This window comes from Sunxiuqinia elliptica (assembly GCF_900113005.1).
Lineage (GTDB): Bacteria > Bacteroidota > Bacteroidia > Bacteroidales > Prolixibacteraceae > Sunxiuqinia > Sunxiuqinia elliptica.
Genome location: NZ_FONW01000008.1, coordinates 96,402 through 116,607, shown reverse-complemented (window position 1 = coordinate 116,607; position 20,206 = coordinate 96,402). Strand labels below are relative to the sequence as shown.

General features: G+C 43.6%; 17 protein-coding genes. 13 read left to right on the top strand and 4 right to left on the bottom strand.

The genetic code is table 11. From position 1 onward, the window contains the following. Positions 1–9 precede the first annotated feature (9 nt). The 13 genes from BM156_RS14495 to BM156_RS14440 all read left to right on the top strand — a co-directional run bounded on the left by BM156_RS14495 (position 10) and on the right by BM156_RS14440 (position 16,909). Positions 10–441 carry a phage tail protein gene (locus BM156_RS14495; protein ID WP_093920615.1) on the top strand — a complete coding sequence of 144 codons (432 nt, stop codon included), beginning with the start codon at positions 10–12 and terminating at the stop codon, positions 439–441. A 10-nt stretch (positions 442–451) separates the two neighbouring features. Beyond that, positions 452–898: a phage tail protein gene (locus BM156_RS14490; protein ID WP_093920614.1), complete on the top strand. Its 447-nt coding sequence runs from the start codon at positions 452–454 to the stop codon at positions 896–898. 3 nt (positions 899–901) lie between these two features. After that, positions 902–1,066: a DUF5908 family protein gene (locus tag BM156_RS20700; RefSeq protein ID WP_166642951.1), complete on the top strand. Its 165-nt coding sequence runs from the start codon at positions 902–904 to the stop codon at positions 1,064–1,066. A 2-nt stretch (positions 1,067–1,068) separates the two neighbouring features. After that, positions 1,069–1,806, top strand: a complete 738-nt coding sequence (locus BM156_RS14485; RefSeq protein ID WP_093920613.1) for a CIS tube protein — start codon at positions 1,069–1,071, stop codon at positions 1,804–1,806. After that, positions 1,803–3,557 carry a type VI secretion system tip protein VgrG gene (gene vgrG, locus BM156_RS14480; protein ID WP_093920612.1) on the top strand — a complete coding sequence of 585 codons (1,755 nt, stop codon included), beginning with the start codon at positions 1,803–1,805 and terminating at the stop codon, positions 3,555–3,557. The genes BM156_RS14485 and vgrG overlap by 4 nt, the downstream gene beginning before the upstream one ends. Before the next feature lie 12 nt (positions 3,558–3,569). Continuing rightward, complete coding sequence (locus BM156_RS14475) at positions 3,570–3,860, top strand: PAAR domain-containing protein (RefSeq protein ID WP_093920611.1); 291 nt, start codon at positions 3,570–3,572, stop codon at positions 3,858–3,860. Positions 3,861–3,886: 26 nt separating this feature from the next. Continuing rightward, positions 3,887–4,312 carry a GPW/gp25 family protein gene (locus tag BM156_RS14470; protein ID WP_093920610.1) on the top strand — a complete coding sequence of 142 codons (426 nt, stop codon included), beginning with the start codon at positions 3,887–3,889 and terminating at the stop codon, positions 4,310–4,312. 3 nt (positions 4,313–4,315) lie between these two features. Further along, positions 4,316–7,405: a baseplate J/gp47 family protein gene (locus tag BM156_RS14465; RefSeq protein ID WP_093920609.1), complete on the top strand. Its 3,090-nt coding sequence runs from the start codon at positions 4,316–4,318 to the stop codon at positions 7,403–7,405. Positions 7,406–7,408: 3 nt separating this feature from the next. After that, positions 7,409–10,012, top strand: coding sequence for a YegP family protein (locus BM156_RS14460; protein ID WP_093920608.1), 2,604 nt, complete (start codon positions 7,409–7,411; stop codon positions 10,010–10,012). A gap of 63 nt (positions 10,013–10,075) precedes the next feature. Continuing rightward, positions 10,076–12,781 (top strand): hypothetical protein, encoded by a 2,706-nt coding sequence (locus tag BM156_RS14455; RefSeq protein WP_093920607.1) that lies wholly within the window; start codon positions 10,076–10,078, stop codon positions 12,779–12,781. Between the two features lie 13 nt (positions 12,782–12,794). Beyond that, a complete protein-coding gene (locus BM156_RS14450) occupies positions 12,795–14,276 on the top strand; it encodes a contractile injection system tape measure protein (RefSeq protein ID WP_093920606.1) in 1,482 nt (493 codons plus the stop codon). Further along, entirely contained in the window at positions 14,270–15,622 is a 1,353-nt protein-coding gene (locus BM156_RS14445; protein ID WP_093920605.1) for an ATP-binding protein, read from the top strand. Before BM156_RS14450 ends, BM156_RS14445 begins: the two co-directional genes overlap by 7 nt. Before the next feature lie 18 nt (positions 15,623–15,640). Beyond that, complete coding sequence (locus tag BM156_RS14440; protein ID WP_170846966.1) at positions 15,641–16,909, top strand: eCIS core domain-containing protein; 1,269 nt, start codon at positions 15,641–15,643, stop codon at positions 16,907–16,909. 7 nt (positions 16,910–16,916) lie between these two features. Here BM156_RS14440 and BM156_RS14435 read toward each other — a convergent pair whose 3' ends face one another. From BM156_RS14435 to BM156_RS14420, 4 genes are all read right to left on the bottom strand, one after another. Beyond that, on the bottom strand, positions 16,917–17,789 hold the full coding sequence (locus tag BM156_RS14435; protein WP_093920603.1) for a CPBP family intramembrane glutamic endopeptidase: 873 nt from the start codon (positions 17,787–17,789) through the stop codon (positions 16,917–16,919). A 186-nt stretch (positions 17,790–17,975) separates the two neighbouring features. Then, entirely contained in the window at positions 17,976–18,551 is a 576-nt protein-coding gene (locus BM156_RS14430) for a GNAT family N-acetyltransferase (protein WP_093920602.1), read from the bottom strand. 39 nt (positions 18,552–18,590) lie between these two features. Continuing rightward, positions 18,591–18,959 carry a methionine-R-sulfoxide reductase gene (locus BM156_RS14425; RefSeq protein WP_093920601.1) on the bottom strand — a complete coding sequence of 123 codons (369 nt, stop codon included), beginning with the start codon at positions 18,957–18,959 and terminating at the stop codon, positions 18,591–18,593. Positions 18,960–19,075: 116 nt separating this feature from the next. Continuing rightward, positions 19,076–20,194, bottom strand: a complete 1,119-nt coding sequence (locus tag BM156_RS14420; RefSeq protein ID WP_093920600.1) for a dipeptide epimerase — start codon at positions 20,192–20,194, stop codon at positions 19,076–19,078. Between the last annotated feature and the right edge of the window lie 12 nt (positions 20,195–20,206).

Sequence of the window (20,206 nt, the reverse complement as noted above, 5' to 3'; positions counted from 1 at the left end):
CAAAACATTATGGCAGAATATCCAATTCCAAAATTTCATTTTCAGGTTGATTGGGGCGGAACGAAAGTTGGTTTCTCCGAAGTCTCAGGCCTGGATGTCGAGACCGAAGTCATTGAATACCGTGATGGTGCAATGCGCGAATACAGCAAGCTGAAAATGCCAGGCATGCAAAAATTCTCCAATATTACGCTGAAGCGAGGTGTCTTTCAGAAAGATAACGAGTTTTTTGAATGGTGGAATTCGGTGAAGTTGAATACCATTGAACGGCGTGATGTGGTCATCAGTTTGTTGAATGAAGAGCATGATCCGGTATTGACCTGGAAGATAAAAAATGCCTGGCCAGTCAAGGTTCAGGGCACCGATCTAAAATCGGATGGCAACGAAGTGGCGATCGAAACACTTGAGCTAGCCCATGAGGGTTTATCAATGGAAATGAGTTAAACAGGTTATCATGAGCTTTACGTACCCTCCGGTTGGTTTTCATTTTTTGGTGGCATTTGAGTTATTCCCACAGCTTCCTAATGATTTTCGTTTTCAGGAAGTAACGGGCTTAACGGTTGATGTTGAAACTGAATCGTTGAAAGAAGGTGGAGAAAACCGCTTTGTTCACCAGCTTCCAACACGAACCAAGTACCATAATCTCGAACTCAAGCGTGGACTGTTTACGGGATCCGGAATTTTATTGTGGTGTCGTAATGCTATTGAGAACTTCAACTTTCAGCCAACCAATTTGACCATTACACTTTTGAATGAGGAGCACATTCCGGTTGCGGCATGGTATGTTGTCAATGCCTATCCGGTGACTTGGTCAGTGTCCGACCTCAATGCGATGGAGAATAAATTGGTTGTTGAATCGATCAAGCTGCAGTACAACTATTTCAAAATATTAAAAGTGTAGCGAATGCCTATTGAGATACGTGAGCTTATTATACGTGCAACCGTTTCTGAACACGCTGAATCAGACGCTCGCCCGGAGTTGGAGAACACCGGGAAAAAACGGGCTGAGCTTATTCAGGAATGCGTTGAGCAGGTAATTGAAATTCTGAAACAAAAAACAGAGCGCTAACCATGGACTTGTTTACAGGATTGGAAGGTCAGTTGACCAAGATGAAGATCAACGTTTGTGAGACGACTGAGCCGTTTAATCCCCGGCAAGGGGAAGATTATGAATTTCAGGTTTTAGTTAACCCGGAACAAATCAAGCAGAAGTTTTCAACTGTTTTTGATGACGATCAGCCCGATGGAACGACGGGGGCTGAGTTGCGCTTTCGGGTGCAGAAGCCTCAAAGTTTCGAAACTGAGTTGGTATTTGATGGGACAGGAGTGATTGCCAACGATTTATTGCCGGGGTCGAACCTGTTGGGAACAAAGCAAGTTGAATCGGTTGATGCCCAAATTGAACGGTTTAAGGCAATTGTCTTCAAGTACAACGGCGATACTCATGCCCCGAACTTGTTGCAAGTTCAGTGGGGAAGTTTTTTGTTTCGCGGAAAGCTGAAGGACCTGACGTTGACTTATACCTTGTTTAAGCCGGATGGAACTCCACTCAGAGCAAAAGCGAAGTGTGTTTTTGTCGCTTCCATTGCTGATTCGTTGCGTGCTGCCCAAGAGCGTTCCGAATCACCGGATCTAACGCATATTCGCATTCAAAAGGAAGAAGAAACACTGCCTTTGATGGCTCATCGTATTTACAAGGACCCGGGCTATTACTGTGAGGTTGCCCAAGCGAATAAGCTGAAAAGTTTACGTCGAATTCCGGTGGGAACGACGCTTTATTTCCCCCCAATCGAAAAAAATAAAGGATGACTAACGAGCGTAACATACCGATTGGCTCTCCGGCTGAAGTGGTCACTTCAACCATTCTGATCAATGGCGAACCAATACCGGGCACCATTGGCATTTCAAGCATTCAGCTGGTGAAAAGCGTTAATCACATTTCGGCAGCCAGCATCATTATTCGTGATGGATCAGCAGCCGATGAAGATTTTGCAATTAGCAGTGGCGAATGGTTTGTGCCGGGAAATGAAATAGAAATTCAGCTTGGATACAGTTCCGATGAGCATTCGCTTTTTAAAGGCGTAGTTGTAAAGCATGGCTTGAAAACCCGTCGAAATCGATCCTCTGTTTTGAAGGTGGAATGCCGCGATAAAGCTTATCAAATGACTTTAAAGAAGAAGAGTAGGTACTTTCATGAGCTGACTGACAGTGAACTTTGTGAAGAGTTGATAGCTGCCTATCCTTTGGAAATAGGAACTATTGAAAGTACGGATTTTACACATGCCCGCCTGGTTCAGGTTCACAGTTCAGATTGGGACTTCTTGTTGGCACGGGCAAATGCTTGTGGCAAGATGCTGTTTACGGATGATGGCGCGGTGCATTTTAAAGCTCCTGATTTGACGAGCGAGCCCGTTCTGAGTTTAACGTATGGTGCTAACATACTTTCGTTTGAAGCTGAACTGGATGCGCGGACGCAGTGGGGGCGTGTTGTTGGAGAATCGTGGGATGGGGCTTCTCAGGAATTGCTTTCACAGGAAGCTGCCGATAATCCAGTGACTGAATCCGGCAACCTGTCAAGTGCAGATCTGGCAGATCTGGCCGGATTGGAAGAACAACTTTTTAAGCATGCAGGACAGCTGCCGGCCGAAGAGCTTCAATCCTGGATTGATACAGAATGGCTAAAGAGTAAGCTTTCTAAACTACGGGGGCAAGCGAGTTTTCATGGTTTTTCGGAAGTTAAACCAGGTGATTTGGTTGAACTGCAAGGCCTGGGTGATCGGTTTAATGGATTGGTATGGGTGTCTGCTGTGAGGCACGATGTTTCGCAAGGAAACTGGACAACTCACCTGCAATTTGGAATGGAAGACGATTGGTTGGAAAAGTGGAATAATGATAGCCAGAAAGGTTTTGCTGCCAATGTTATTCCTCCAATTCAGGGTTTGCAGGTGGGCATTGTTTCGGCCTTGCAGGATGATCCGGAAGGAGAATTCCGGGTGCAGGTTCGCTTGCCTTTGGTGTCTGCCGATGATGAAGGTATCTGGAGTCGTATTGCTACGCTGGATGCTGGCGAAAACCGGGGAACATTCTTTCTACCGGAGATTGGCGATGAGGTTATTGTTGGCTTTTTGAATAATGATCCGCGGGATGCCATTGTACTAGGCATGCTGAATAGTAGTTCAAAACCAGCTGCTTTTGATGCCAGCGATGAGAATCCAGAAAAGGGCTATGTGAGTCGCGAAGGGTTGAAAGTTGTGTTTAACGATGACGAAAAAAGTATCACGATTGCGACCCCGGAAGGAAAGACGATGCAGCTGAGCGAAGATAGCGGGCAAGTGTTGCTTGAAGATGAGCACGGGAATAGCTTCTCGATGAGCGATTCCGGAATCGAAGTGGCTTCATCGTCCGATATGGTTTTTAAAGCCAACGGTAATATTGAATTTGAAGGAACAAATCTGGAACTGAAATCGAATGCTCAGTTAGTGTTGAGTGGGGCCGCTTCCACCGAGCTAAACTCATCAGGAGTATTGAAAATTGAAGGTTCTTTGGTTCAGATCAACTAAAAAATTAAACGAATGACATTAGCCGCACGAGTAGGAGATATGCACACTTGTCCAATGGTTACAGGAACGGTTCCTCATGTTGGAGGCCCGGTTGCTCCGCCTGGTTGCCCAACGGTTCTTATTGAGGGGATACCTGCCGCTCGGGTAGGCGATATGGCGATTTGTACAGGCCCGCCAGATAGTATTGTTACTGGCTCTGGAACAGTAATGATTGGAGGGATGCCCGCTGCACGAATGGGTGATTCTACAGCACACGGCGGTACTATTGTGATTGGTGCTGGAACGGTAATGATTGGTGGCTAAATACATTAGGTAGAAAGGCTTTAAAAATGGGAAAGAATAACTTTTTAACCTCTTTTTTAGGAACTGGCTGGAGTTTTCCACCCGAGTTTTCGCGTAAGTCAGGCTCTGTGCGTATGTCGAGCGATGAGCAAGACATTGAAGAAAGTCTGCAAATTCTGTTGGCTACCAAGTTGGGCGAGCGGTTAATGCATCCTGATTATGGATGTGACTTGTCGTACCTGGTGTTTGAGCCACTTAGTGTTTCTGTAAAGACTTACATCTCGAACTTGATTGAAACAGCCATTCTGTATCACGAACCTCGCATTTTGCTGGATGATGTGACCATGGTAGCAGGAGAGGAAAACGAGGGACTGATTCGGATTATTATTTCTTATACCATTAGTGCTACCAACTCACGAAAAAACTACGTCTATCCATTTTATATCAACGAAGGCAGTAACATTAAGGAGTAAGGTATGAAAGTTGGCAAGAAACATATTTCTGTTTTACAGCGCAATGGGACCAGTCAATCTCAGCGGTTTCCTGAGTCGTTAGATCCAGAACAGTTGAAGATTGACGGAAGAACTGAAGCTGACCTGATTGACTATGCCCTTGAGTTTGCTGAGCAGTTGAATTTTTACACGCTCGATAATCTTGCCAATGGAGATTGGCGTCCGTTCTTTGAACAGTTGAAGGCGGCTCCCTTGGAGACCTTGGATGGTCAACTATCCCCGCAAGCTGGCTTGTTCCTGGCCTTTTTACGTCTTTTCAAAAAGCAGCAAGATCAGCTAAATGGACTGACTAAAAAGCACCTTGACTTATTTTTTCGGGACATCCTAAAAATAAAGCCCAAACAAGCTGAAGGTGACCAGGTTCATCTGCTATTTGAGCTTTCGGGGAAATTGCCGCCAGCCAAAATTGCAAAAGGGAGCTTGTTTAAAGCTGGTAAGGACAGCGATGGTTTGGAGCTTTCTTATGAATTGAATGAAGATATCATTGTTAATCATGCGATCGTGGAGTCGATCCGGTCTGTATTGGTTGATACAACAAATAACCAGCTGGTTCATAAAGGAGAGGCTGCTAATACGGCCGATGGCGTAGAAGCAAAGCTACCCGAAGAGAATCCGAAGTGGCCAGCTTTTGGAAAACGAAATTTTGCTCCAGCCGATTTGGGCTTTGCTTTTGCGAGTCCGGTATTGTGGTTGCAGGAAGGAACCCGGAAAATCGTTGTTACGCTCTTTTTGCGTGGAGACGAAAGCTTGGAGATTCCTGACGATGCACTTAATAATTCGCTTAAGGTATGGTTAAGCGGAGAAGAGGAATGGTTGGGGCCATACTTTGCTACTCCTTCTCAAAAAGAGGTATCCGGACGCTATCAGCTTCGTTTCGAGCTGCAACTGCCTGAAACGGAAAAGCCGGTGTCTTTCTTTAATAGCAGTGTTTTAACAGGTGATTTTCAGACCGTCTTTCCGGTGATGAAAGTTGTTCCGGATACCGCTTCATTTAGTTACCTCAATGCCTTTTTACAAGGAGCAGTGCTTGAAGATGTACGCATTGAAGTTGATGTAAAAGGGATCGAAAACTTCGATTTAAAAAATGATCAAGGCAAACTGGATGCTTCCAAAGCTTTTTTCCCGTTTGGCGCTGAGCCTGTGCGAGGTGCATCCTTTGAAGTGGGGTGCGAAGAGGCCTTTACTAAAAAGCTGAACAGCTTTTCGCTGGAAGTGGATTGGCTGGATGTCCCGTCAACAAATATGCGAACTCATTATGGGAGTTCATATGGTGGCAATCAGGCGGGCTTGAATTATTACATCTCATCCAATCAGTTTAAAGCCTTATTAAGCTACCGGAATAAGCGTGATCAGCCAACAAGAAAGACGGTCGATCTTTTTTACTCTTCCAACAATCAGTCTCAAGTAACCTATGACGTTGATAATACTGCTTTCATTGGGAAGATTGTTCCTTTAATGCCAGCTGTATTGTTGGCCGGTATGACTGAGAATCGAATGTTGGGATTGGCTCAGCAAAAATACCGCTTGCTGCCTGGTAATAAACGTTTAGGGCGAAAGTCAATCATTCGGGACTTACGTGTTGAAGCTCCGGATAAAGGTTATGTGAGTTTGGAACTGCTGGATGATTTTTTCCATCGCCAATATCGACAGAAGTACGTTAAGGCAACAGTTGAGCATCAAAGTGGTGGTGACTTGTTTTTACCCAAAGAACCTTATAGCCCGAAAATAAAGAAGCTTCGTTTGAACTACAAAGCGGTAGCATCTCAAGCAAATCTGAAGGAGGATAGCGAATCGGCTTTTCTGCAACGCGACATTGAGTTTTTCCAGTTAGGAGCGTTCGGACAACGCGAAGTTCATGCTTATTTGCAGCGGCAGGCAGCATGGACTACCAATGACGAAACCACCCTGTTGGCGGACTATTCGCAGCAGGGGGAGTTGTTCGTTGGGGTGAAAAACTGGGTAGCTGGACAAACACTGCAATTGCTTATTCAAGTGGCTGAAGGAAGTGCAAACCCTGAAAAGGATAAAGAGCTTGTTCAATGGTCGTTGTTGATGAGTGATGCTTGGCGCCCTCTGACTACCGAGTATTTATTGGCAGATGGGACAAATGGCTTGTTGCGAAGTGGAATTGTAAAAGTGAACTTACCGGAGGGAAAAGTAACTGAAAGTGGATGGATGCCGGTCGGTTTGGTTTGGCTTCGGGCTTCTGTTCAGGCTAATCCAGATGCGGTATGCCAACTGATTGGAGTTCATGCCCAAGCAGGGATTGCTTCGGTTGTCAGCCCACAAAAACATCCGGCTCATTTGAAGCAGCCCTTGCCGGCTGAAACCATTAGTAAGTTGCAGCGGCCCAATCCGGCCATCAAAAGGGTGATGCAACCATATGCAAGCTTTGGAGGAAGGGCTGTTGAGGCAGATACTGCCTATTACACCCGGGTGAGCGAACGTCTGCGGCATAAGAATCGTGCGATAAACCTGTGGGATTACGAACGCTTGGTTTTACAGGAGTTTCCGGACTTGAGCCAGGTAAAATGCCTGAATCATAGTTGCCCATCTAAGAATCTGGCCCCGGGACATGTGCATTTGATTGTTGTTCCTAATCTTCAAAATAAGAATGCAGTTAATCGCCTTCAACCTCGTGTTAGTAAAGATTTGTTGGATCAAATTCGGCGTTTTGTTGGTAGGCTGAGTTCTATTTTTGTCGAGCTTCATGTTAGTAATCCATTTTATGAAGAAGTTCAACTAGAATTTGAAGTAAGTTTTCTAAGGGATTATGAATTTGGGTATTATCAGAAAGAACTCAATCGAGAGTTGGTTGAATTCTTATCGCCGTGGTCGATTGGGAAACAAACCGAGTTTTCGTTTGGTGGTCGAATTGAAAAATCTGTGTTATTGAAGTTTGTTGAAACGCGTCACTATGTTGATTTTGTTTCGCATTTCAAGATGTATCACGAAGGCGGAACCGATCAGGAGTCCGCTATTGCAAGCAGCCCAAAAGCTATTTTAGTGTCTCACCGCGAACATCTCATTCATCGTTACACCAGAAATAATTAAGCTATGAGAGTAAGTCCCGTCATACCTAAAATTGATAAAAAGAAGGCCGATGCCGGAAATTATTATTGGTTACGCTCCGAAGGATTGAACTATATTCAGGAGTTGTCGGGCCGAATCTGGACGGATTACAACACACATGATCCGGGAGTGACCATTCTTGAAACACTTTGTTTTGCATTGACTGACTTGGATTATCGGACAAACTTTCCGATAGCGGATCTATTGGCCGAAGAAAAAGACAATGAGCAAGCGATGCATAAGCAGTTTTTGTCGGCTATTCGTGCGTTGCCTTCTCGTCCGGTTAGTATTGCTGATTACCGGCGGTTGCTAATTGATATTCCTGGTGTTCGAAATGCCTGGTTGGGGGAAGGTAAGCAAGAGGCTCCAATCTATTTTAAGCCGGATGAAAAAGAGCTTTCCACCTTGAAAGGGCAAGCTAAAAATATTGAATCCATTCATTTACGAGGAATTTATAAGGTTTGGCTCGAGTTGGATGAAGACCTTGGCAAGCAGGAGCAAGCTAAGGTGAGTGCCGAGGTTAAAAGGCGTTTGCAAGCAAATCGGAACCTGTGCGAAGTTTTTCAGGATCCAAAACCAATTGGTTCGCAGGATTTTATTCTGTGCGGTGAAATAAGCTTGAGTCCCAATGCTTCAGTAGAGCAGGTTCAAGCCAGGATCTTGTTTGAGGTTCAGTCTTATCTGACGCCTGCTGTGAAGGCTTATTCTTTGCAGGAAATGCTTGACTTGGGCAAAACGCCCGAGGAGATTTTTGAAGGACCATTGTATCAGGATCGCGAGCAACGGTTCTCGGGAGGCTTTATTACAAATGAAGATTTGGAAGCCTCGGAATTGCGCTCGACAATCTATTTGTCAGACATTATTCAGCGAATCATGGCTATTGATGGAGTCGAGGCCGTTCGCGACTTGGTGATTCAGCCCAATACGGCAAAGCTACCGGCCAATTGGGACAAATGGGTGGTGCCGGTTGAGGCCGGATGTCAGGCCATTATCGATTCTGAGCAATCTCGTTTTGTATTTTATAAAGACGTTTTGGCCTTTAGAGCGAATGATGAATTGGTACAAGAGAATCTGGACGAGCTGAACTTAGCAGCTCGCCAGGAACGTGAATCGATTCAGATTTCAGACTTGCCGATGGTGCAGGGAGAGTTTGTTGATCCGGAGCATTACGAATCAATCACGACCGAATTTCCGTTGAATTATGGGATTGGTGAGCACGGTCTTTCTCCACGGGCAAGTAAACAGGAGCACGCGAAAGCCAAACAGTTAAAAGCTTATCTGTTATTTTACGACCAGTTGATGGCGAATTTCTTTGCACAGCTGGCTAGTGTTAAGCAGTTGTTCTCAAACGATAGTGAAATCAAACAAACCTATTTTAGCCAACTTGTTTCTGGAATGAATGGCTTGGAGTATCTACTTGCCGATGGAGAGCATTTCCCAGAGAAACTTAAGGAGATCGGAGAGACGAAAGCGCTGTTTTTTGAGCGCCGTCACCAATTCCTGGATCATCTTTTGAGTCGTTTCAACGAACAGTTCAATGAGTATGTTTGGCTGATGTATTCCATGTCGGGAGAGCTGGATGAGCGGCAGGCCATGTTGGAAGAAAAAGCTCATTTTCTGGAAAATTATGAATGGATTTCCAGACATCGCTCCGCTGGCTTTGACTACAGCTTGATTGATGAATTATGGGATACCGATAATGTTTCCGGGCTTCAGCATCGTGTGGCACATTTGTTGGGATTTCGAAATTACAGGCGCCGAAACCTGGCCTACATTCAATATGATATTTATAATGAAGAAGATGATGATGACCTGGAGGAATACCGCTTTCGGGTGATCGATAGCCAAACCGATAAAATTTTGATCAGCAGCAGTACGCGTTATTTGGATGAAGATGATGCAATTGCTGAAATGAAGCGATGTGTTGAGTTGGGAACGGAATTGGCAAGTTATGAGCTGAAAGAAACGACTGATGGACGCTTTTACTTCAATTTGATTGATGAAACGAGTGAGGTCATTGGACGTCGTATCGAATATTTTGATACCCCGGAAGAACGCAAAGAAGCGATCGACTACCTCCGGCGCTTTTTGAAAACAAACTACAGCAGTGAGGGATTTTTTGTGGTTGAGCATATTTTGCTCCGGCCGCTAGCTGCTGGTTATCCGGTCTTTCGGGTTTGCGAGGGCAGTGAAAATGACTGCGTTCAGCGTGATCCTTATTCCTTTCAGGTGTCAGTTATTCTGCCGGCCTGGGAGAAACGTTTTCAGAATATGGATTTCCGAAAGTTTGCGGAAAAGACTATACGTATGGAAACTCCGGCTCACATATTTCCTAAAATATGCTGGGTGAATGAATTGCAGCTCTCGGAGTTTGAAGACTGCTATAAAGATTGGTTGTTGGCTCGTTCTGTTTATCCGAAGAAAGCTTCCAAATACAAAGAAATACTGGATTGCTTGCTTCGGAGTCTGGAGAAATTGAACACGGTTTATCCGGAGGGGACTTTACACGATTGTGTTGACGGTCAAGTCGATAATCCAATGGTTTTGAACTTGACGAGCCTGGGGACTATGAAAAAGCAGAAGGACTAGGTGGACTAAGAAAAGATACAATTGCCTATACGCACATTGCAGCAACTTTTAAGAAACAGCATCATGGAAAGTAATTTTTTAGAATTGAAAAACAGACTGGATCGTTATCCGGTGTTCGAAGAAAATCAGGTGCTTACCGAGGAGCATCTCAATGAGGTGGTAACTTACCTCGACCAACAAACCCGTTTGAATCGTCGCAATCTGCATGGCTATGGCGTGGTGTGCGGCCTGAAATTGAGTTTGGTAAATAGGCGGTTGCAGCTTTCCAAGGGATGTGCTTTAACAACGGATGGTGATTTATTGGAATGGCCGAAAACCGTCGCATTTCCAAATTTTAGGTTGTTTGAGGATTCAAATGCTGACTATCCTTTGTTTAAGGAGCTTGCTGTTTATGAGCTAATCCCTCAGGGGGTGAAGGAAGAGGGGCAGTTGCCGTTCAGTCAGCTAAATCAGCATACGAATAAGAAGTTGAGTGATTTTGCTGTTTTGCTGTATTTAGAGAGTTACCTTTTCGATCCGGATTTGTGCACCGGTGGTGATTGTGACAATAAGGGGCAAAAGCAAATCAACAAACTTCGGGTTTTACTAGTTCCTAAAAAGTTAGCTTCCAGGCAGCCATCCTTGCAAACTTCAAGTAAAGCTTTTTTCAATCTTCAAAAACTTTCCATCAAGCGTTTGCCGTTAACCCCCGGTGCTTTCGACAGTTATTCCAAATTGGCTAATGCTTACCAGTCCATCATTGCAAGTACAAGTAAATCTTTGCAAGGGGCCATTCGCAAATCTTATGCGCAGTTTCAATTCTTATTGGCTGATGCTTTTAATAATATTGACCCAACAGCTGCCTGGGCGCAACAGCTGGCTAGCATTAGTGGAACAACAACAACAGCTGGGAAGCAGTATGTTTATGCATTTATGCAGGATTTAATTGATGCCTACAATGAGTTTGTTGATTCTTGTTACCAGATAGATGTTGCTTGTTTACCCGATGTGGACCTTAGTCCCAAACATGCATTTTTGGGAGATGCAGCCGCGCAAATTAACGATCGAAAAGATCCCTATCGCCAGCACTTTGTGGCAATAGCCAAAGGGCAGCAAGAGGAGCAGAAATTGAAACGTTGTATTTTTAATTTTCAGCGGATTGGAGCACTGATACAGTCTGCCGGATTTGCGAATCTTGCTGCGATTCGAATTACGCCTTCACAATTTGACGGTTATCTAGGGAAAAAGGCAATTCCTGCTTATTACACGGTAAGTGGGGCTCAAAAGCTCTCTGAGCATTGGGATTTTGATCGCACTGAAAAGGAAGAAACTGATCAGATTGGTTCCTATCATGCTGCGCAGTACTCTTCGCGTGATGACATTCGCAATCCACTAGCCTATAACTTGTCTCCCTTCAATCATTTCCGAGTTGAAGGACATTTGGGACAACCATTTAAGAGTGCGTTGGAGGAAATTCAACAGCTTATCAGGTCACATAATCTTCCGATTAAGGTGCTTCCAATTATGATTGAAACTGATTTTACCCGGGCTTGGGTTTGGCCGGGACTGAAATACTATGGCATGGAGATTCTGCACAAGCTTTATCGTGATGAGCTGGTAAATAATCTCAACGAACTGAAGCGTTTTAATCAGGAGCTGAATACGAAAGTTCAGGCTGCTGCCGATGATGAACTGCCGCCATTGAATATTGAAGCTAATGCGTTGTCAATAAAAGCTTTTACGGCACAGCAAACCCAATTGGTTAATCAAAAGATTGGCGATACGAAAATGTTTCTGGCGAAGTCGATCGTTGATTTTGATCATGATGCATTTGAAAATAACTACAAAGAAGTGGTGGCCCAGGGTGCAATGCTGAATAAAGGGATTAAAGGAGTGACCTTTGCTTCTTCTTACACGCCACTTGAGAAAACGGTAAACAACATTAATTTTAGCAAGTTGAAAGGCTTAGCTGATTTAATTCGCAAGCGGGAGGAAAAGAGCAAAGAGAAGTCGATGTTGCAAACTTTTATTGAGGAAAATCCAGGCTTGGAGCATACCGGAGGCGTACAGCCTGGAGGTACATTTGTGCTGCTCTACAGTTCAACCTCAAAGCGGGTTGTTGCCGATATGAGTTTGCCCTATTGGTATATTGATCAGCCTATCCAGGAAGTTCCTGAGGAAACGGATATTTCAGACGATAATTTGGTGCTGGATTGGAAATTCAACAACGACATTTTTGTTTACACCAATCAGAATAAAAAATTGAAAGAAAATCTGGCAGAGCTTAACCTGCAGTTGGATCAGGTGAAGTTTGATTTAGCATCGCAAAAAACAAACTTAAACACCTATCAGGGAAGCATTAATACACTGATTCAAACAATTCCGAATTACCAGATTGACTATGGAAATATCGGAACAGTTGGAGAATTCGTCAATCCAGACCTTGCTAAAAATGTTGGTTTGCTGACCGAGATGAATAATTACAAAATGTATCTGGATAATCAAATAAAATCGGGTGCAGCAACAGAGTCAGAAAAGGCGGTTTACAATGATATGGAATTGGTGATGGCAGGAATTGTGGAAGATACAATTGAGAAGACTTCAAAATCAACCGTGGATATTCAAGCTGGTAGTGAGGAAGCAAAATCACTTGAAATGATGGTAGATATGACTAAAAACTTAACCAATGACAGTGCTGTTTCAAAGGTTAAGAATACGATTGAAAGTGCTAAGACAAGTTCTGGAAGTAAGACCAATTATTTGGCTGCTCTAAACTTGTTTAAACTGTAAGCTCATTTAGAAGATGACAAAAAAGCATTCACATATTATTCAGGGGATGCAGGTGGACTTTAGGGTAGATGATCGTTCTGCTGGCGATGAGGTTTTGCAAATGGCTGGTGATATTGTCAAAAGCAAGATTGTTCCAATTACAGAAAAAGTGCTGGATGAATGGGATGAGGACAATACACGGATTAAGTTGGATCGCTTGGAGATTGATTTGGGAACCATGCCTTTGGAAAGTTTTGTGAGTTCGATGCCTGATGTATTTGAAAAACGGATACGGGATAGTTTGAGTGAACTTTTTTCGAGAAGCAGTCCTAAAAAGAAGCAGGTGAAGAAAGTGGCTCAGGAGAAGGCCCTGTTAGAGGAGTTTATTGCTTATTTGAAGTTTGGTCGTTTTTCCTGGCAAGTGCATCGGGAGCTTACTCAGACCCCGGATGAGATGCTGGTTGTTCTGTTGGAGTGTAACAAAAAACAGCTGTTGAAAGAGCTGAAATCTTTACTCGATCAGCCTGTTATATTGAATCGCTTAGTCAGATCCTTAAAGACAGATACGATGGATTTGTTGTTGGCAGAGATGGCTTTTGGTGACGCTGCCACTCAGGCTATGTTGCTTATTGGGGCGTTGTGTCGTTTCACCCATGAGCAGTCAATTGAGCTGTCTCGTCAGCAGGTGGAGCGAGCGGTGTATCGTCAGGCACTAGGGAGGGCTATTCGTAATCAGGTGATATTCTCAGGGAAAACAGTGGCAAGTATCTTTCACGATTTAATGAATTTCTTGCAGGTCGATTCCGTAGAGAAGAGGCAATACGTGAAGTATTTTGCCAAGTTCAGGAAGAATGATGACTTTTTAAAGCAATATGCCGATTTGAAAAATAGCTTAAAGAAGGAGAATGAACTTGATTTGAGTGAAGAAGATAAACAGGTGTTTGTAACAGGGTCAAATGAAGAGAGCTCAAAAGAAGAAACTGCAAAGGATGCAGAGTCTCTTGAGCCAAAAGAAATGATTTTCCCAATAAAAAATGCGGGCTTAGTTTTAGTGTATCCCTATCTGAAGACACTGTTTGAGCGTATGGAGTGGATGTCGGCTAATACTTTCTCCAATGCCAGATCGGCCCAGCATGCTGTGTTGTTAACGGATTATCTTGTTTATGGCGATAAAGCAATTGTTGCTGAGCATGACTTGGTGTTAAATAAGCTGCTTTGTGGTTTATTGCCGCAACAAAGTATTGATCCTTTGCTGAGCATAGAAGAGCAGCATCGAAAGGAAGCTGATAGTTTGCTGGAATCTGCCATTCAGCATTGGTCGGTTCTAAAAAATACTTCAATAGAAGGTTATCGCTACTCCTTTTTGCAGCGCGAAGGGGTATTGTCTTACCGGGAGTCTCATTGGCACTTACGGGTGGAACGTAAAAGTATGGACTTGCTGCTCGAAGCTTTGCCTTATACCTTAAGTATTATTCAATTGCCATGGATGGCTGAAAAACTTGTTGTTGAATGGTAGCCGATAATGCACATAAAAATGCTGTTTCAATGGAGCAGGAGTTGAATTGGTTTTCAAAGGTACTCGATACCCGTTTGAAATTGCACATGGGGCAGGAGTGTTCGTATCAATCCATTGAAGAGGTTGAGGCGCCAAAGCATCAGGGAAAAGATTCGATTTATGCCGCTTTTATCAATTATTACCAATTGGATTTTGCAGAGCGCCTTTTGTTGATGTTGGCTTTCATTCCGCATATTCGTCCTCAGTTGCTCGATCCGTTAATGATCGAAAATAAGATGACAAATCGAGGATGGACAGAGTTTGGAGGTATCCTTGGGAAGAATCACAGTGGTGTTTTGCCAACAGGAGAGACCTTTTTGTTTCTAATGGCGGGCAATCACCTGGAGCAGCGTTTTTGGCTGACCAAACTTTTTCAAGGAGAACATATTTTTGCGCGTCATCATATTTTAAAACTTGATCCAGCTCCGGATGGGGAGCCGTTTTTGTCTGGAGTAATTCAATTGTCGCGCGATATGTTGGATTACCTGACGATGGGCGAATATCATCAGCCGGTGATGAGCTCACGTTTTCCAGCTAAGCGAATTACCACCGAACGGGATTGGAGTGATTTGGTCGTTGATGATAAAACGCGTATTCAGATTGATGAAATAAAAACCTGGTTGGAGTATGGAAATGCCTTGCTTTATGATTGGGGGATGAGTAAGAAACTTCGCAAAGGCTACCGCTGCCTGTTTTATGGGCCATCCGGAACTGGGAAAACGATGATCGCCTGTTTGTTGGGAAAAGATACCAATCGGGATGTGTATCGGGTTGATCTGTCCTTGGTGGTGTCCAAGTATATTGGAGAAACCGAGAAGAATTTGTCTGCTGTTTTTGATCAGGCAGAGCATAAAAACTGGATTTTGTTTTTTGATGAGGCCGATGCCTTGTTCGGAAAGCGAACAAATGTTTCTGATGCTCATGATCGCTTTGCAAATCAGGAAGTTTCTTACTTGTTGCAGCGAATTGAAGACTACAATGGACTGGTAGTGCTGGCATCCAATCAAAAAGATAATATGGATGATGCTTTTACGCGTCGTTTTGATAACATGATCAATTTTGCACTTCCGAAACCGGGGCAACGACTCAAAATCTGGGAGCAAGCTTTTGCTGAAAAATCGTCCTTGGCTCCAGATGTTTCTTTAAATGAATTGGCCAAAAACTACGAACTGTCGGGTGGGGCAATAATGAATGCTGTTGGCTATGCCTCACTGATGACTCTGAAGAAAAACTCGAAAGAGATTGCTAAAAATGACCTTCTTGCTGGTGTTCATAAAGAGTTTCAGAAGGAAGGGCGAACTGTTTGATGTTAAAAAATGGCAGCTATGCGAACTGAAAAACAAACAAAAGAAAAAGAAGAAGGTCGGGCCTTGGCTAATCAAATACAAACCGGGCAGAAGAAGAAAAACAAGCACTTCTCCGAAGACCTGCAAAACCGGGCTGAGTCGTCACTGGGCGAAGATCTTTCGTCTGTCAATATTCATCCAGAGTCAAAGCAGGCGGGGCAGCTCAATGCGAAGGCTTTTACTCGAGGAGAAAATATTCACTTTGCGCCGGGGCAATTTAAACCGAATACAACAGAAGGACAAAAGCTGCTGGGGCACGAGCTTGCGCATGTACAGCAACAGCGCCAAGGGAGAGTGAAACCGACACACCGGTTTGGGCAAACTCTGTTGAATGACAATCAAGGCTTGGAAGCTGAAGCCAATCAAAAAGGGCAGGAGTTGGCTAATTCCTCGAGTCGTTTCATCGCTGGGAACAATGGACAGAAGAGGGCTTCGGGCCGTGTTGCTTCTGAGGCTCAGGCTCCGGTACAGCGATTTAAAATAGGCGCCACAGATGAAAAGAAATACATCCGTTTTTCATCGTTTGTAAAAAGTGAGATGCCCAAGAAGCACAACGATCCTCGTGCACTTGCAGCACTCAATAAGTATGGCACTAACACGGGAGCCACCAAAAAAGATATTGCCGAGGAAATGAAGTGGGGGAAAGGGCCAATTATTAATGTTACGGCACTCTCTGGCGCCAATGGCGAGTTTTCGCCAGGCATCGGGTCGCAGGAATTACGAATTGATGATACCATCGTGAATGCTTATGAAAAGGCAAAAACCGATTTGCCGGCCCATAAATTGTTTTTAGAGTCAACAATTCTGCACGAGTTTACTCACTTTCTGGATGATCAGGATAGTACTGACCGCGCCGGAGAAGAAGGACAGGATTTTGAGGAAGCAACTTATGGGGTTGACATTGATTCGGTTAGCGATGCACCCAGTGTGCTGAATGCGCAGTATGGGCCTGGAAACTGGACAATCTCCTTGGTTGGAAAGAATGCCAGCTACAAACAAAGGTACATTGTATCGGGAGCTGCCAAAGGAAATGGAACTTACGAAGTTGATGGAACTGCATTTACAAAGAGCATTGAAGGACCAAAAGCTGGGAAATGGCGTATTCGCATCCAGCATAACGATGGCTCTGGCTGGAAAAACTCAGAACTTCGCAATGTGAAAGAAAGTGCGGGAGAATATACGTTACGTTCAGAAGATTGGACGGACTCTGATTTTAATGATCTGGAACTGAAGGTCAAGAAAAAGTAAGATTGGCTTATTCCGTTTCTTGAACTTGAAACTCTGGATTTTCTTGATTTATAGCTTCTTCGTTCTGATTTAGATTGAATTCTTTTCGAAGCAGTAAAATACATCCGATTGCTACGATCACTCCACAGGCTGTAATCAGGATCATATTTAGCATGCCTCCGTAATATTCTGCCGCTGGAGTCATCACTTCATCGGGCCCTACCAAGTGAAGTTGGATGAACGCAATTCCATTATTGGTCAGGTGAATTAGAATTGGCAACCACAGATTTTTTGTTCGATAATAGATCCACCCGGAGAACATCCCAATAACCATGGCTGCTACGAATTGCCATGGGTTGAGATGGACCAACCCGAAAAGAAAACTGGAAAACAGGATCGCTTTAACTGGAGAGTATCGTTTGAGCAGTCCATCCAAAATAATTCCCCGAAAGATCAGTTCTTCCAGAATTGGCGCTGCAATAACAATTGCTATAAAGGAAAGAAAACCCTTTTGGCCCGCAAACTCCATGAAAATCTGTTTGATAAAATCAGACATGGGAATAAGCTCTGTAATTGGAGCAACTACACCTATCTGAATGCCGAAGATACCAAGAGCCGCTAATAAGGTTATTTTTGTCGTCGTGAAGCTGAATGGATAGCTAGTCTGGCGGGTTTTGTCTTGTCTGATGCGATTGACGATGAAAAATGTTCCTCCCATTGAAAGCAGGTAGTAAACTAGAAAGCTAACTTCTTTACCTGCAGATTCATTCAGAATTAAATTGACCGGAGCCAGCACAAGCATGGCTAAAATGGCAATCCCAAAGATTCCCCAGCTTTGTTTTATTGAAGGATAAGATTTGGTGGTAGCTTGAGCTTTTTCGTCAGGCTGATTGGTAGTCATCGATAATTGGTTGTTTGAGTTTGTGTTTTCGATTTTAGCGAATATTTGAATAAAATGCAAGATTTAGATCCATATCGTGTTGGAAAACACTCGAAAGGGATGATGTTGAGGAAGTGGTGATTGGAAGTGGAGCAATAAAGGGATTGTTGCTAGATGGGATTACGCTATAAATTGTTAGAGTGGCTGCTATTTCCAGTTGTTTTTCTTTTTAATATCGTTCCATTCAGAGCGTAAAATACTATAGTAAATCGTATCTCTTCTTCGGTTATGAGTCATTAGGGTATGGCTTCTCAATATTCCTTCTTCAGTCATTCCAATTCTGGCTAATGCTTTTCTTGCAGGAAGATTTAAAACATCAGTTTTGGATTCGACCCGTTCAAAACCGATGTTTTCAAAACAATACTTTAGCATCAAGTACTTAATTTGGTCATTTATTCCTTTTCCTTGGAATTCTTTTGCAATCCAGGTCCAACCAATCTCAACCCTTTTGTTATTGTATGAAATATTCCCAAGGCTTGTAGACCCAATTATTTCAGCGTTTGCCTTGTTTTCGATTGTAAAGGCAAGCCTTTGTTGTTTTAATATTTGTTGGCAGGCAGTGTCAATCCATTTTTCTAATTCATTGTCAATAGATAAATCACTGGTGAAATAAGTCCACAACGAAGGCGTATTGGTTGTTTGACGGTACTGACTCAAGTCCTCTTTTTGCAATGGCCTCAATCGGACTTTTTTCGTTTCAAGGATAACATCAAAATCTATCATATTGGCTCAGGCTAATTGACAACTGCGAAAAGAAAGGGCTTACTCTTCTTTTTTGTTTATAAAGTTAAGCGATGCAGAGTTCACGCAATGCCGGGTGTTTTTGTCGGTAAACCGTTCTCCGTAAAAAACATGTCCCAAGTGGCCGCCGCAGTTGGTGCAGGTGATTTCTGTTCTCCTGCCGTCGGCATCGACTGATTTTGTGATTGCTCCGGCTATTTCATCATCAAAACTTGGCCAGCCGCAGCCCGAATCAAATTTATCCGAGGAACGGAAGAGGGGAGCATCACAACGTCTGCAACAATAAGTTCCTTCAGCTTTATTTTTATAGTACTTCCCAGTAAAAGCGGGCTCAGTTCCTTTGTTTATAAGCACGTATTCTTCAAATGGACTCAGTTCATTGTATTTCATACTTCACTCTTTTAACTTGCCGTAAAGGCAAGAATTTACACACAAACAATTCTCTTTTACACTAAGACAGATGAAGACGCCAGTTGGTTTGATGAAAGACTGAAAATGGAATGATATTATCGAGGCCGAATTCCGATTCCTGGCCGATCATTTAACGTTACTTTTCCGTCAATGATCTTAATACCATCGTAAACGTCGTTGCTTATCAATAGATTCCCATCCAGGTCGGCCCAATTGGTTAGCGGGGCAATTTGTGCAGCAGCAGATACGGCACAGGACGTCTCGGTCATGCAGCCAATCATTACCTTCATGCCAAGCGATTTAGCCAGCGATATCATTTTGTAAGCTTCACGCATTCCGGTACATTTCATTAGTTTCACATTGATGCCCGAATAAACTTGGTGAGCCTTTAAAACGTCCGGAAAACGTTGCAAGGCTTCATCGGCAATCGTCGGAAGCGGACTGTGTTGTGTTAGCCAGGCCATATCATCAATCGCTGTTTTGGGCATGGGCTGTTCGACAAAAACAATTCCTTTTTCTTTCAGCCAATGAATCATTTCCAGTGCTTCTTTTTTGTCTGTCCATCCTTGATTGACATCCACACATAGGGGAACATCAGAGACTGAACGAATTGTTTCGATCATTTCCTTGTCGTTTCCTGCACCTAGTTTAACCTTAAGGATTTTGAAATGGGCAGCTTCTTTTACTTTTTGTCGTACAACTTCAGGTTTGTCAATGCCAATCGTAAAAGAGGTGTTGGGAGTTTTGTCCGGATTTAGTCCCCAGAGTTTGTACCAAGGTTGCTTGACCAGCTTCCCAACCAAGTCGTGAAGTGCAATGTCAACTGATGCTTTGGCCGCAGCGTTTCCGGGCGCTAGCTCATCCACGTAGGCTAAAATTTCTTCCATCTTAAACGGATCTTTAAATTGACTCAAATCCAATTTAGAAAGAAAAGCGGTAGCTGTTTGGTGGCTTTCTCCCAAATACGGAGGCATGGATGCTTCTCCATACCCAATTACTCCATCGCATTCGAGCTCTGTTAGCATAACGGGAGTTGTTGTGCGCGAGCTGTTGGCTAGGGTGAATACATGTTTTAGCTGCAGATCATAAGGTCTGAATCGTAGCTTCAATCCCTTGTTGGACGAGGATGAGAATGCCGGAAATGAAGGGTATAACATACTGGTTGTGCTTATTATTGTTGCTTTTTTGATGAATTGTCTGCGTGAATTATTCATAGGTTTTGATTT